The sequence below is a fragment of the Sphingomonas sp. PP-CE-1G-424 genome (assembly GCF_004341085.1).
Taxonomy (GTDB): Bacteria; Pseudomonadota; Alphaproteobacteria; order Sphingomonadales; family Sphingomonadaceae; genus Sphingomonas.
The window spans coordinates 289,386-303,285 of record NZ_SLXW01000004.1 but is presented as its reverse complement, the minus strand read 5'-3'; the positions used below and the strand labels follow the sequence as shown (position 1 = coordinate 303,285).

The 13,900-nt window shown below is 66.2% G+C and carries 12 protein-coding genes; 3 read left to right on the top strand and 9 right to left on the bottom strand.

All coding sequences use genetic code 11. The features are described from left to right. Positions 1 to 70 precede the first annotated feature (70 nt). From C8J43_RS15565 to C8J43_RS15555, 3 genes are all read right to left on the bottom strand, one after another. Positions 71 to 1,618 (bottom strand): sodium:proton antiporter, encoded by a 1,548-nt coding sequence (locus tag C8J43_RS15565; protein WP_165899645.1) that lies wholly within the window; start codon positions 1,616 to 1,618, stop codon positions 71 to 73. A gap of 348 nt (positions 1,619 to 1,966) precedes the next feature. Beyond that, complete coding sequence (locus C8J43_RS15560) at positions 1,967 to 2,749, bottom strand: SapC family protein (protein ID WP_133031691.1); 783 nt, start codon at positions 2,747 to 2,749, stop codon at positions 1,967 to 1,969. Positions 2,750 to 2,811: 62 nt separating this feature from the next. After that, the gene (locus C8J43_RS15555) at positions 2,812 to 4,239 is read right to left on the bottom strand and encodes an FAD-binding oxidoreductase (protein ID WP_133031690.1); all 1,428 of its coding nucleotides are present in this window, start codon (positions 4,237 to 4,239) and stop codon (positions 2,812 to 2,814) included. A gap of 110 nt (positions 4,240 to 4,349) precedes the next feature. Here C8J43_RS15555 and C8J43_RS15550 point away from each other — a divergent pair, with 110 nt between their 5' ends. From C8J43_RS15550 to C8J43_RS15540, 3 genes are all read left to right on the top strand, one after another. Beyond that, positions 4,350 to 4,826, top strand: coding sequence for a hypothetical protein (locus tag C8J43_RS15550; protein ID WP_243645601.1), 477 nt, complete (start codon positions 4,350 to 4,352; stop codon positions 4,824 to 4,826). Between the two features lie 274 nt (positions 4,827 to 5,100). Continuing rightward, the gene (locus C8J43_RS15545; protein WP_133031689.1) at positions 5,101 to 6,807 is read left to right on the top strand and encodes a DEAD/DEAH box helicase; all 1,707 of its coding nucleotides are present in this window, start codon (positions 5,101 to 5,103) and stop codon (positions 6,805 to 6,807) included. A gap of 5 nt (positions 6,808 to 6,812) precedes the next feature. Next, positions 6,813 to 7,331, top strand: a complete 519-nt coding sequence (locus tag C8J43_RS15540) for a thioredoxin family protein (protein ID WP_121886242.1) — start codon at positions 6,813 to 6,815, stop codon at positions 7,329 to 7,331. A gap of 513 nt (positions 7,332 to 7,844) precedes the next feature. Here C8J43_RS15540 and C8J43_RS15535 read toward each other — a convergent pair. From C8J43_RS15535 to C8J43_RS15510, 6 genes are all read right to left on the bottom strand, one after another. Beyond that, entirely contained in the window at positions 7,845 to 8,459 is a 615-nt protein-coding gene (locus C8J43_RS15535; protein WP_133031688.1) for a glutathione S-transferase family protein, read from the bottom strand. Positions 8,460 to 8,647: 188 nt separating this feature from the next. Then, the gene (locus C8J43_RS15530) at positions 8,648 to 9,517 is read right to left on the bottom strand and encodes a dienelactone hydrolase family protein (RefSeq protein WP_133031687.1); all 870 of its coding nucleotides are present in this window, start codon (positions 9,515 to 9,517) and stop codon (positions 8,648 to 8,650) included. Between the two features lie 34 nt (positions 9,518 to 9,551). Then, on the bottom strand, positions 9,552 to 10,616 hold the full coding sequence (locus C8J43_RS15525; RefSeq protein WP_133031686.1) for an MBL fold metallo-hydrolase: 1,065 nt from the start codon (positions 10,614 to 10,616) through the stop codon (positions 9,552 to 9,554). Positions 10,617 to 10,915: 299 nt separating this feature from the next. Beyond that, positions 10,916 to 11,593 (bottom strand): DUF1013 domain-containing protein, encoded by a 678-nt coding sequence (locus tag C8J43_RS15520; protein ID WP_055873545.1) that lies wholly within the window; start codon positions 11,591 to 11,593, stop codon positions 10,916 to 10,918. A gap of 109 nt (positions 11,594 to 11,702) precedes the next feature. Then, on the bottom strand, positions 11,703 to 12,737 hold the full coding sequence (locus C8J43_RS15515) for a glycosyltransferase family 1 protein (RefSeq protein WP_133031685.1): 1,035 nt from the start codon (positions 12,735 to 12,737) through the stop codon (positions 11,703 to 11,705). Between the two features lie 158 nt (positions 12,738 to 12,895). Beyond that, on the bottom strand, positions 12,896 to 13,780 hold the full coding sequence (locus C8J43_RS15510) for a UDP-2,3-diacylglucosamine diphosphatase (RefSeq protein ID WP_133031684.1): 885 nt from the start codon (positions 13,778 to 13,780) through the stop codon (positions 12,896 to 12,898). Positions 13,781 to 13,900 lie beyond the last annotated feature (120 nt).

Below are 13,900 nucleotides of genomic sequence, written 5' to 3'. Positions count from 1 at the left end.
TTTCTACGGTGGTTCTCTCAAACAGCGTAGCGCGTGCCGATGTTCCGCGCTCGCGTCCAGGTCGCCCCTTTCAGGTGGCGGTGAGGATGTTGTCTCCGAACGCGCGCGCGTCGACTTCCGCCCAGTCGAGTTCTTCCTGGAGGCGGCGATAGACGTCCTCGGCCACCTCGCCCTTGTCGCGCATCTCGTGGAGCACGGCGCGCTGGCAGGCGATCATCTCGAGGTGGAGTTCGTCGAATTCCGAGGTCGCCTGTGGATCTTCGGCCTCAGCGGTGACCTTGCCTGCCGCGCCGTAGCGGAAGCGTAGCGCATCCGCCGCCTTGCCTTCGCGCGCGGGCAGCACCGCAAGGCCAGCGTCGATCAGCCGCTTGCGCGCGGGGGCGATCTCGTCGGCGAGCCCCGTGTCTGCGCCAAGATCGAGACGGCGGATCAGCGGGCCGAGCGTGAGCCCTTGCAGCACGAGCGTGCCGATCACGACGCCGAACGCGGCGAGCACGATCAGGTCGCGGCCCGGCACCGATCGTGGCAGCGCGAACGCGGTCGCGAGCGTCAGCAGGCCGCGCATGCCCGACCAGGACAGGATGATCGACGCATTCCACGGTGGCGGCTTGGGCAGCCAAGACGGCGCGTAGCGGCTGGCGATCACGCCCTCGACAAACCGCACAAAGAATACCCACGCTATGCGCGTGACGAGTACGGTCGCCAGCACCGCGGCGGCGAACCCGATCGCCGGCCAGCGCTCGGCGGCGGGCAGACCGACGAGCACGTCGCGCGATTGCAGCCCCATCAGCGCGAACGCGATGATGTTGAGGACGAGCACTGCCGCCGACCACACTGCCGCCCCCTGCAACCGGTCGCGTGCAGGCTGGACGATCGGGCGGCGCTGCGAGACGATCATCCCGAACGTGACGACCGCGAGTACCGGCGAGATGTGCAGCCGCTCGGCGAGCAGCCAGATTCCGAACGTCACCGCGAAATCGGCGAGGCTGGCTCCCAGCGTGCCTGCGAACAGAGGCGCGATGCGGAGGTAGAGCCACGAGGCAATGGCCCCGAACACGATTCCACCCGGCACCGCGGCGGCGAGCGCGAGCGGGGTCACCGGCGTATCCGAGTGCGTCGCGAACGCCACCGCTAGCCCGAACAGCAGCAGCGCGGTGGCGTCGTTGAGCAGGCTCTCGCCCTGGAGCAGCAACAGGCCGCGGCGCGGGATGCCGACCTCGCCAAGCACCGCTTCCGAGGCGGCAGCATCGGGTGGTGCAACGATCGCGCCCAGCGCGAACGCGGCGGCGAGCGGCAATCCGCCCAGCGTCACGCCGACCAGCGCGACCGCTGACGCCGTGACGAGTACCGCGAACACCGCGAGGCTGAGCAGCGGGAACCAGTGTCGCCGCAACGCGCGTGGGCTGGTATAATAGGCGGCGTACAGCAGCGCGGGGGCGATGAACAACGCCAGCGCCAGATGCGGCTCGACCGTGATCTTCGGCGCGAACGGCAACGCGGCAAAGCCGATCCCGGCCGCCGCCAGCAGGGTCGGATAGGGCACGTTCAACTTACGCGCGAGGACCAGCAGGACCAGCGCGGCGAGCAGGATGACGTCGAGACTTTCGAATACTTCCACGGGCACGCAACGGGTGGGAGGAGAGGACGGGCCCGCCGCATCGCGCAGGCCAAAAAAAACCACCCCGTGCATGTCGCACGGAGTGGCCTAGGTTCAGGGAGGAGGGACGCTAGAAGCGTCCCGTACGGCGCCGCGAAAGGGGGGGGACACGATGCCGTACAGGATCTAAATGGGTGAGCGCCGATTTGGTTCAACCCTTGTTGCACCGCACTGCAAATAATTTTGCTAAATCCGTACGTCCGGCGTCGAGCGGCACCCTCATAGAGCTGCCGTCGGGGCGGTACGGCACCGGTATTGAGGACGACCCGTAGCGCACTGCACGCCACGGGTCGTCCTCGTGGGAAAGCCTCAGACGTTGAACTGCGGTGCGGCCATCTGCGGCTGCGGGGTCTGGCCGAGCTGGGCCTGCCGCGCGAAGATGTCGCGCATCAGCGACAGCGAGAACAGGTGCGCATACAGCAACGGCAGCATGCCCGACTTGCTCATCTTGCGCAGCGCATCGCCGCGCAGGTCGATCAGCTTTTCCTCGTTGATCATCTGGAAGCCGCGATAGACGAACGGCTGGTCCGCACCTTCAGGCTGGATCGTGACTTCGCCGTCCATCAGCAGCTCGAGCTCGCGCAGCTCGTTCATGAAGTTCTGCGTGCGCGCGCCGGCCTGTTCGAACGACTCGTTGAAGCCGAGGATGTTCTTGGTCAGCTCGGTCGGCTGGCCGTTCTCGAACAGCGCATCGCCGTCCTCGAAATCACCGATCGCCTGCGAGGTGGGGTCGAAGCAGAGCGACAGCTCCTGTGCCTCGGGGTGCAGCCGGGCGAGCATGTACGGGTAGCGGCGGACATACGCGGGCACGTAGAACGTGTTCTCGGTCAGCTTGCCGTCGTCGCCGACGAACACGTTGACGCCCTCGTTCAGGCCCATCAGCGCGAGCGGGATCGCGTCGTCGCCGACCGAGAAGACGATCGGCATGTGGCGCTGGACCAGCGGAAACTCGTCGACGGTGATCGGGATCGCGTGCTGGCCGACCAGGAACGGCGCGCTGTCCTGCGGGCGGACCTTGTAGTTCGCGTGCGTGTCGCTCGAAAGCGGCTCGAGGCCATTATAGAAAAGCGGAAGCTGGGCGGTGCTGGCCATGTTACTCTCCGGATCGGTCGGTCGAAATGCCGGTGGCTCATGCCACCGATTGGGGCGAGGCTCTATGGTGCGCCGGGCGGGCGTGCAAGTGTGACGAGCTTGCCGGGGTTGAGGATGCCGAGCGGATCGAGCGCGGACTTGATCGCCCTGAGCGCGGTCATACGCGCGGGCGACGAGAGGCGTTCGAGTTCGTCGCGCTTCATCTGGCCGATGCCGTGCTCCGCCGAGATCGAGCCACCGGCCGCCGTGACGAGGTCGCCGACGAAGCGGGTGACGACCGGCGCGTCCTCGGCATACCAGTGCGAAGGGTCGGTGCCGGGCGCGGCGCGGACGTGGAAATGGACGTTGCCGTCGCCGAGATGGCCGAAGCCGCTTGCGTGCGTGCCGGGGAAGCGCGCGTCGCACGCCGCCGCCGCCTCGATCATGAAGCGTGGCATCGTCTCGACGGGGATCGAAATGTCGTGCTGCGTTGCGGGGCCGAGCGCGCGTTCGGCGGCGGAGAGCGAGTCGCGGAGCAGCCAGAACGCGGTGGACTGGGCTTCGCTGGTGGCGATCGTCGCGTCTTCGATCGCGCCGTCCTCGAGCGCTTTGCCGAGCAGGCGCTCGAGTAGCGCGGTGGGGGATTCGCCTTCGGTGGTGGCCGAGGTTGCCTCGATCAGGAGGTGCCAGGGGTGGTGGCCGGCGAGCGGCGCGCGGGCGCTGGGGAGGTGCGCGATGGCGGCGTCGAGCGACTCGGCGGGGAGGATTTCGAAGCTCTCGATCGCATCGGTCCTCGCCTGCATCGTGCGCAGGAGTTTGAGTGCCGCCTGGGGCGAGCCGATGCCGACCCACGCCGTGCCACGCGCTGCGATTGCGGGGGCCAGGCGTAGCGTGGCGGCGGTGACGATCGCCAGCGTGCCCTCTGCGCCGATGAAGAGCTGGTCGAGATCGTAGCCGCGATTGTCCTTCTTGAGCGCGGACAGGCCGTCGTAGATCGTCCCGTCGGCGAGCACCGCTTCGACGCCTGCGACGAGGCCGCGCATGGTGCCGAACTTGAGCACCTGCGTGCCACCGGCGTTGGTCGAGACTAGCCCGCCGATCGTCGCCGTGCCACGCGCGCCGAGCGTCAGCGGGAAGCGCCATCCCTGCCCTTGCGCGGCGCCTTCGAGGTCGGCGAGGATCACGCCGGCCTCGGCGATGGCGAGACCGGCATCGGCGTCGAGGCTGCGGATGCAGTTCATCCGGCGCAGCGACAGGATCAACGCGCTGCCGTCGGCGGGAGCGGTCGCGCCGCCGACCATCGAGGTGTTGCCGCCTTGCGCGACGAGCGGCACGCGGTGCTCGGCGGCCGCCTTGACGATCAGCGCGACCTCGGCGGTCGAGGTTGGTGCGAGCAGCGCCGGCGCGACGCCGTGAAAGCGGCCGCGCCAGTCGTGCAGCCATGGGTCGATATCGGTGGCGTCGGTGACGATCGCCTTTGCGTCCAGACACGCGCTGAGCGAGTCGAGCATGGCGGCTTGCGAAGGGGTCAGGGTTGCTGTCGGAAAAATAGCCACAGTCCACGCGCTAGACAAAATTCATCGCGCGTTCAACGATCGGCCCTAACGGTTACGACAGCATCATGATCCACTTCGCGATTCCCGCCACCCTGCTTGCGCTAGCAGGCCCCGCCGCCGCTGCGGCCGCAACGCGGGACACGCCTGTGCGCCCGGTGCAGACCCGTGTGTCCCGTCTTCAGATCGCGCAGATCTCGATCCACGAGCGCATCATCATCCGCGTGCCCCGGATGAACCGGACGACGATGCGGACGGTCGACCGGTCGACCGAATGGAAGGAGCACAAGGGCCCCAAATGCATCGCGGTGGCCGAGATCGCCGGGGCGATGCTGAACAAGGACGGCGCGCTCGATCTGCTGATGGCCGACCAGACGAGACTGCGCGCGCGGCTCGATGGCGATTGCCGGCCACTCGATTATTATTCGGGCTTCTATCTGAGACCGGGGCCCGACGGGATGGTCTGCAAGGCGCGCGATGCGATCCGGATGCGATCGGGCGCGCGGTGCGAGATCGATGGGTTCAAGAGTTTGCGGCCGAAATAGTAGCGGAGGCCGGCCAGCCGCGTGCGTGGCGAACGCAGTCTAACCTCGCTCCGTCATCCTGACGAAAGTCAGGATCCAGAGTAACTGACCGTACGCCGCTTTGCTCTGGATCCTGACTTTCGTCGGGATGACGGGGGTTTTTGCGGAAATACGCCGCCCGCCGCCCCCTCCCCACCCTCGTTTCACCGCGTTTCCTTGACATTTGTCGCTAAATCGGCGAGCGCAAAAACGCTTGAGGGCAGTGCATTTCACCCTCCATTTACCGGACATTTGCATGAGTTTTGCCGATCTCGGCCTCTCCGACGAACTGCTGAAAGCAGTCACCGACTCCGGCTATACCGAGCCGACCCCGATCCAGGCCGGCGCGATCCCGTCGGTGCTGATGATGCGCGACATCATCGGTATCGCCCAGACGGGCACCGGCAAGACCGCGTCGTTCGTGCTGCCGATGATCGACATCCTGGCGCATGGCCGCAGCCGCGCGCGGATGCCGCGCTCGCTGATCCTCGAGCCGACGCGCGAACTCGCCGCGCAGGTGGCGGAGAATTTCGAGAAATACGGCGTCAACTCGAACCTCTCGATGGCGCTTCTGATCGGTGGCGTGTCGATGGGCGACCAGCTCGCGGCGCTGGAGAAGGGTGTCGACGTGCTGATCGCGACCCCGGGCCGGCTGATGGACCTGTTCGGGCGCGGCAAGATCATGCTCAACGGCTGTTCGATGCTGGTGATCGACGAAGCGGACCGGATGCTCGACATGGGCTTCATTCCCGACATCGAGGAAATCTGCACCAAGCTGCCGAAACAGCGCCAGACTTTGCTGTTCTCGGCGACGATGCCGCCGCCGATCAAGAAGCTGGCGGACAAGTTCCTGACCAATCCCAAGACGATCGAGGTGTCGCGCCCGGCGTCGACCAACCTCAACATCAAGCAGTATCTGGTGCCGGTCCCGAGCCAGACCGCCAAGCGCGATACGCTGCGCCGCATTCTCGCGCAGGAGGAGGTCACCAACGCGATCATCTTCTGCAACCGCAAGACGACGGTGCGCGACCTGAACAAGGTGCTGAAGCAGGCGGGCTACAAGTCGGGCGAGATCCACGGCGACATGGAACAGCCGCAGCGACTGGCCGAGCTCGAGCTGTTCAAGACCGGCGCTGTGACTATCCTCGTTGCCTCGGACGTCGCCGCGCGCGGGCTCGACATCAAGGGCGTGTCGACGGTGTTCAACTATGACGCGCCTTGGCACCCGGACGACTACGTCCACCGGATCGGTCGGACGGGTCGCGCCGGGGCGACGGGGACGGCGTACACGTTCGTCGCGCCCGACGATGCCGAGAATATCGTCAATATCGAGAAGTTGACGGGTCAGACGATCGAACGGCTGAAGGTTGCCGAGCCGAAGATCGCGTCGGTTGCCGTCGACGCGGAAGAGGATGCGCCGCGTCGCGATCGGTCGCGGAGCCGTCGCGGGGGACGTTCGGAGGATGTCGCTCCGGTCGCGGTTGCGGAGGAGGCTGGTCGCGAGCGGCCGCGGACTCGCCGCGCACCGCGCGAAGACACGGTCGCGCCCGCGATCGTCGCCGAAGTGCTGGCCGCGGCCGAGCCGGTCGTGGTGGCGAAGCGGCCGCGCTGGGAGCGGACGCCGATCGACGAGCCAGTGCCTGCGATTGCGCCGCGCGTTGCGGAGACGGTGCGGGTTGCGCCTGTGCCGGTCGAGCCTGCGCGGATCGAGCCGGAGTATGTGGAACCGGTTCGCGCCGCGCCTGTTCAGTCCGAGCCGGTTCGTTCGCAACCCGTTCGAAGCGAAGCTGTTCGTTCGGAGCCAGCGCGATCGGACCCGGCGCGTTCGGAACCGGCCCGGTCAGAGCGTATTCCGGCAGAACCGAATCGTAGTCGTCGCGAGCCGGTCGTCGATGCGTCGGCAGATGGCTGGAACGGGCCGTTCCCGAGCTTCCTCAATGCCGTAATCGGAGGATATGAATGATGTCGATGAGCCGTATCGCCGCCCTCGCCCTGCTCGCCACCGCGGTGGCCGCACCGGCGGCACCGCGCGCGAAGGTCGCGGCGCCGCACGTCAATACGGCGAGCTTCGACAAGCTGCCCCAGCCCTTGCCGCTGCCGTATGACGAGGCGGCCAATGCCAATGCGCAGGTTGCGGCGGCACGTGCGCGCGCACTGAAGACGCACAAGCGGTTGCTGATCGATCTCGGCGGCAACTGGTGCCTTGATTGCCGCCTGCTGGCGGGGACGATCGACCTGCCCGAGATGAAGCGCTTCGTGGACAGCAAGTTCGTCGTCGTGACGGTCGACATCGGCCGCTTCGACAAGAACGGGCAGATCGCGGCAGGTTACGGGATCAAGGGCCGCCTGAAGGGCGTGCCTGCGGTGCTGGTGGTCGATCCGCGGACCAACAAGCTGTTGAATGCCGGGCATGAGACCGAACTGGCGGACGCCCGGTCGATGGGGCCGCAGGCCTTGGCCGACTGGCTGGCGAAGTGGGCGGCCTGATCCGGGTTTTGTAAGGGCCGGTTAGTGGCTGAGTACTAGATACTGGTTTAGTTTAGAGTGGACGTCGTTAGTCGGTCGCCTAGCCAGCGAATTTAGCGTCCACAATTGCAATTGGTGGCGTGCACTCACCTATCCCCGCCTTCGCGTCTCTCCCTCTGTCCGACGGGAGAAGGAAGGGGCCCGGGGTCACTTGGCCGTGGGAAGGGTGAGGGCATGGTTTGTATGCGCCATTGCTACCGGTTGTGTTCGTGAGTCGGCCCTCTTTCTCGCCGAGAGCATCCAGCGCACCCTGCCCGTTTGATGTCGATCCGGTGCGCGCCATTCGGCTGCGAACGCAACCGGTTCTCCCATAAAGCTAATTTCAAAAAGCGCCGTGCCGGCCCAGTCCCCGCCGTCATCCTGACGAAAGTCAGGACCCAGGATACCGACAGCTAGCCTTCATGGCTCTGGATCCTGACTTTCGTCAGGATGACGAGGTCAAGTATAACCCGTCGCGCGCGTCGTCGGTCGACCCTAGGCTGCAGCCGCGATCAGCGCGTCGTCCAGCTCTCCTGCGCGCTTGTATGCCGGACGTTCGATCAGGCGGGCGGCATAGTCTGCAAACACCTCGCGCTTGGGTAATGAGCCGAATTGCAGACCGAACAGGATCTGCGACCCGACATACACGTCGGCTGCGGTGAAGCGGTCGCCGGCGATGTAGGGGTGCGTGGATATGGCGCGTTCAAGCACGTCCACGACGGCATCGAAGCTGCCATAACCGACCATGCGCTGTTGCGCATCAGTGGGGACGACGCCGAGCGACCGGTTTGTGATCGCGGATTCGACAGGACCGGCGGCGTAGAAGAGCCAGCGATAATAGTCGGCGCGTTCGTCTGCGTGTGGCGCCAGGCCGGCTTCGGGGAAGGTCTCGGCGAGATAGGCGCAGATCGCGGCGCATTCGGTCACGGTCTTGCCGTTGTGGACCAGCGCCGGGACCTTCGCCATCGGGTTGATCGCGCGATACGCCTCGGCCTTCATCGTCGTGTCGTAGCCGAGCACGACCGTCTCGTACTCGGCGCCGACCTCTTCGAGCATCCAGCGCGCGATGCGACCGCGCGACATTGGGTTGGTGTACAGGGTCAGCGTCATGCGACTCTCCTTGAGAACGGATCGTGAACGATGGTCTCATGGAGCGGGATCAGCGTCAAGCGCCGCCTCTGGTTGCAGGAGGTCGCTCCAACGGCGGTCATCCTGGGCTTGAGCCAGGATCCGGAGCTACGAGCGTCAGCCCCCTTGGCTCTGGGTCCTGACTTTCGTCAGGATGACGGGGAGAGGTTTTATACCAACGCCTTGTCGAACAGCGCGAGCATGCGCGCCCAGGCCTTGTCCGCCTGAGCTGCGTTGTAGACCTTCGAGTCGGGCGGGCACCATCCGTGCATCGTGCCGGCGTAGACCTCGATCTCGGCGGGCAATTTCGCCGCGGCGAAGGCAGTGCGGAGCGTGTCCTTCTCGGTCGGTGCGCGAGCGTCGTCGTTGGCGGCGATCGCGATCAGGTATTGCGCCTTCATCTGGGGGATCACGAGGTGCGGGCTGTCGGGCTTGTCGGTGACGAAGCCGCCGCCGTGGAAGGTCGCGCCTGCGCGGATGCGGTTCGCCACGGCTGCAGCCGTGCGCATGACCATCGGGCCACCCATGCAATAGCCGGTGGTGGCCATGCCGCGCTTGCGATCGACCTGCGGTTGCGCGTCGATGAAGGCGGTGAACGCTTTCGCGTCGCGGACGGTGCCTTCGGACGTGAGCGCTTCGCGGAATGGGGCGATGCGGCTTTTGACTTCAGGTTGGTCGTAGGATTCGCCGGGCTTCAAGAACGGTGCCTTGGTCGAGCGGTAGAACTGGTTGACGACGAGCACCGCGTAGCCCGATTGCGCGAGGCGGTCGGCCATCTGGCGGAAGGCGGGACGCAGGCCCATGATGTCGGGCCAGACCAGCACGCCGGGATGCTTGCCGGTGACGGGCGCGACGAAATAGGCGTCGGCCTTGCCGGCGGGCGTCGCGATCGAGACGTCGCGGCCCTTGATGACGGCGGCGTTCGCGGGCGCGGGGAGCAACATCGTCAGCCCCATAGCGCCGGTCATCATGCCGAACTGGCGGCGCGAGACTCCGGCCAGATAGGCTTCGTTATCGTCTGCGGTATGCTCGTCGCACATGGGCCTATCCTCTTGAATTTGGCCGCATGCTAACTCAGGGCGCGCGCCACCACCATACGCCATCTTGGATGTCGCAGGTCGCTCGGCCTTCGACTTCGAGGCGGCGGAGATGGGCCAGGGCTTCGCCGGTCGCCATGCCGAGGACGTCGGGTCCGATCGCGCGGCGGAACAGGCGGCCGAAACAGTCGACCGCGCGGCGGGGTTCGGCGAGGAAGACCGCGAGTTCGTCGAGCCGTTCGCGGTGCTCGCGGTCCATCGCGTCGAGGCGGGTGTGGAGGCCGGTGAACGGGTCGCCGTGGCCTGGGAGGACGAGCAGGTCGGCGGGCAGCGTCTTCAGCTTGGCGATCGAGGCGAACCATTCGCCCAGCGGGTCGGCGCCTGGTTCGGTGACGCCGAGCGAGACGTTGGGGCTGATGCGGGGGAGTACCTGGTCGCCGGCAATGAGGATGCCGCCGGCTTCGTCGTAGAGGCACGCGTGTTCGGGGGAGTGGCCGGAACCGGTGACGACGCGCCAGTCGCGCGTGCCGATGGTGAGCGTGTCGCCGTCTTCGATGCGGGTGTAGCTGAGGGGGAGCGGCGTGATGATTTTCCGAAAGCCGGCCCAGCCCTTGGCGGTGGCGTGGTCGATCTGTTCTGAACCCCAGCCTGCGCCGCGCCAGAAGGCGAGCATTTCGTGCGGGACGGAATCGCGGGCGTCGGCGGCGAGCATGCGGGCGGTCAGCCACTCGGCTCGGGTCATGATCAGGGGGGCGGCGTGGTGGTCGCACATCCAGCCGGCGAGGCCGATATGATCGGGGTGGAAGTGCGTCCCAATCATTTGCGTGATGCGAACGTCCGCCTTGGAGCCTTCGAAGATGGCTTTCCAGGCGTCGCGCGCGGCCGTGGTGTTCATGCCGGTGTCGACCAGCGCTTCGCCGTTGGTGTCGGCGAGGAGCCAGCAGTTTACGTGGCGCAAGGGGCCGGGGATATGGAGGCGGACCCAGTCTATGCCGGGGGCGACTTGCATCGTGCCGCCTACTTCAGGTTCTGCGCCACCAAACGGGTAGGTCAGCCCTTTGTGGCTGGTGGGCGCGAAATCGGTGTCGGGTGCGGTTGCCATCCGTTGCGGTTAGCAACTGGTCGGTTTGTAGGCCAGCGGCATTGGCTCGTCTGCTGTCCGCCAGAACCCGCAGTCGGGTTAGTAACTGATATGCCTTAAGCCACCCCTAGCGTAGGCCGGGGTCCAGTTGGAAAGGTTGAAGTAACGGTGCGCCGTCATCGCCATGACCGTCCCCCAACTGGGCCCCGGCCTGCGCCGGAGAGGTGCGACGGGATAGCACCGCGTTCCACACGAAAAAGGGCGGCACCTTTCGGCACCGCCCCTCTTTATCTTTTTGCCGACAATACCGGGAAGGACGATCAGCGCTTGAAGGGGTCGTCGAAGAGCGGCTTGACGGGGAGGACGCCGCCGTCTGCCACGAACTGTGCGTCCGCTGCCGCCTGGGTGCGCTCGGCGCGGAGCTGCTGGAGCAGGACTTCGCGATCGCCTTCGAGGCGGGTGTCGGTCGGGGCTTCCATGCCGGCTGCCTTCGCCGCCTTCGCCACGGCTGCGTCGAGCTCGCGCTGCGAAGTCAGGCCGAGCGTGACCGGGTCCTTTGGCGTGATGTTAGCGATATTCCAGTGGCTGCGGTCGCGGATCGCGGCGATCGTCGTGCGGGTGGTGCCGATCAGCAGCGAGATCGCGCCGTCGGTGATCTCCGGGTGGTTGCGGATGATCCACGAGATGCCGTCGGGCTTGTCCTGGCGCTTCGAGACCGGCGTGTAGCGCGGGCCCTTGGTGCGGCGGACCTGCTCGGGGCCCTTGATCATCTTGAGCTGGTAATCGGGATCGGCGGCACCCTTGTCGATCTCGTCCTGCGTGACCTCATGCGCGCGCACGGGATCGCGGCCGGTGAGCTTGGTCGAGGTGGTGTCGTCGGCGATCGCCTGGATCTCGAGGATGTGCAGGCCGCAGAAGTCCGCGATCTGCTCGAAGCTGAGCGCGGTATTGTCGACCATCCAGGCGGCGGTCGCGTGGGGCATGAGCGGCTGGGCCACGGCGGAAACTCCGTAAAAATAGAAAGGGCCGCCCCTTTCGGAGCGGCCTGACATGAAGGAGACTTAGTGCGCGCGGCGCTATCAAGCAAGCGAACAAGCGTAACGCGTATCATGCCGCCAAGAGCGGACGATCCAGGGGGCGGTCGAGCGGGACGAGCGCGTGGAGGAACTGGCGCGCGCTGGCGGGCCAGCTGTAGCGCGCGGCATAGGCGGCGCAAGTGACGCTGTCGCGGGTCAGCGCGGTGGCGATCGCGGTGTCGAGGTCTTCGTGCATCGCGCCAACGCGGTCGTCGAGGACGTCGATCGGGCCGGTTACCGGGTACGCCGCGACGGGCGTGCCGCAAGCGAGCGCTTCGATCATGACGAGGCCAAATGTGTCGGTGCGGCTCGGGAAGACGAGTGCATCGGCGGTCCGGTACGCGGCGGCGAGATCGAGACCGGAACGATGTCCGAGGAAAACGGCCTGTGGAAAGCGACGAGCGAGCGTGGCGCGCGCGGGACCATCGCCGACGACCACCTTGGTGCCGGGGTGGCTGGAGGACAAAAACGCTTCGATGTTCTTCTCGACCGCAACCCTGCCGACATAGAGCAGGATTGGGCCGGGCAATGCCGCCAGCTCGGGGTCTCGTGCGCCATCGAGACCGAACTGGGCGAAGTCGACGCCCCTGCCCCATTCGCGGACCTGATGCAGGCCGTGATCGGCAAGAGTCTTCGCGACCGATGGCGTCGAGACGAGGATCGACTGCGCGGGCCGGTGAAACCAGCGGATGTAGCGCCAGATCCAGTCGGGGTTCGCGCCGGTACGGGCGGCGATATAGTCGGGGAACTGCGTGTGATACGCGCTGGTGAACGGGAGCGCGCGGGCCAGGCACCAGTTGCGGGCGGCGAGGCAGACCGGCCCTTCGGTGGCGAGATGGATCGCATCAGCGCCGAATGCTGCGAGCATGCGACCGACTGCGCCCGAGCGCGCGAAGGCGAGGCGGATCTCGGGATAGGTCGGGCATGGCATCGAGGCGAAGCGTTCGGGGGAGACGACCAGAACCTGGTGGCCGATCGATTCGAGTTCCTGGCGGACAGCCTGGAGGGTGCGGACGACGCCGTTGACTTGCGGGTTCCAGGCATCCGTGACGATCGCGATACGCATCGGCTTATCCTTTCTTACCCTCTCCCGTCGGGAGAGCGAGGGGCCCGGCCGGCGAAGCCGGGTGGGAGGGTGAGGGCATTTTTTACCGACGTCGTGGACTTGCCCTCACCCGCGCCGCTGACGCGGCTTGCCCTCTCCCCGCAGGGGAGAGGGTTAAGTCAGGCGGCCATGGATACGACCTTGTCCTTCTCGCGGGCGGCGATCTCGTCGCCCCAGTGGAGGAGCTCCATGTGGCCGTCGAAATGCTCGACCAATGCGGTGCAGCCCTCCACCCAGTCGCCGTCGTTGTAATAGGCGATGCCGGCGATCTCGCGCATTTCGGCGGTGTGGATGTGGCCGCAGACGACGCCTTCGACACCACGGACGCCGGCCGCGTGCGCGACGACTTCCTCGAAGTGCGAGATGAAGGCGACGGCGTTCTTGACCTTGGCCTTGGCGTGCTTCGACAGCGACCAATAGGGCATGCCCATGCGGCGGCGCGCGCCGTTGACCCAGCGGTTGAGGCCCATGAGCATCGTGTAGGCGGCGTCGCCGATATGCGCGATCCAGCGATGCGCGAGCGTGATCGCGTCGAACTCGTCGCCGTGGAGGACGAGCAGGCGGCGACCGTCCGCCGTCTCGTGGATAGCGTTGCGGCGGATCGAGATGCCCCCGAGGTCGAGCCCCGAATATTGGCGAAACACCTCGTCGTGGTTGCCGGGGATGTAGACGACGCGGGTGCCGCGCTTGGCACGCTTGAGCAGGCGCCAGATCACGTCGTTGTGCGCGGCGGGCCAGTAGAACTTCTTCTTGAGCCGCCAGCCGTCGATCATGTCGCCGACCAAGTACATCGTCTCGCTGTCGACATGATCGAGGAAGTCGTTGAGCATCCCGGCATTGCAGCCGCGCGTGCCGAGATGGACGTCGGAGATCCAGATCGTGCGATACTGGCGGCGTTCGACGACCGGCTCGGGTACGGCGGGCCGGGAGTGGATGAAGTCGGCGATATCGGTGATATCGGCGCCAACTAAGCTAGATGGCGAAAACGTCGTGATGGCGTTCATGAGCCTGCCCCCGCAAAACTATCCTTGTCGCGAGTATTAGCCGAGTATTGTTACAGGGTGGTCGCAGTCTGGTGACTGTTCCAAGTCAGCAGATTTATCGTGTTTACAGCTGGAACAAGG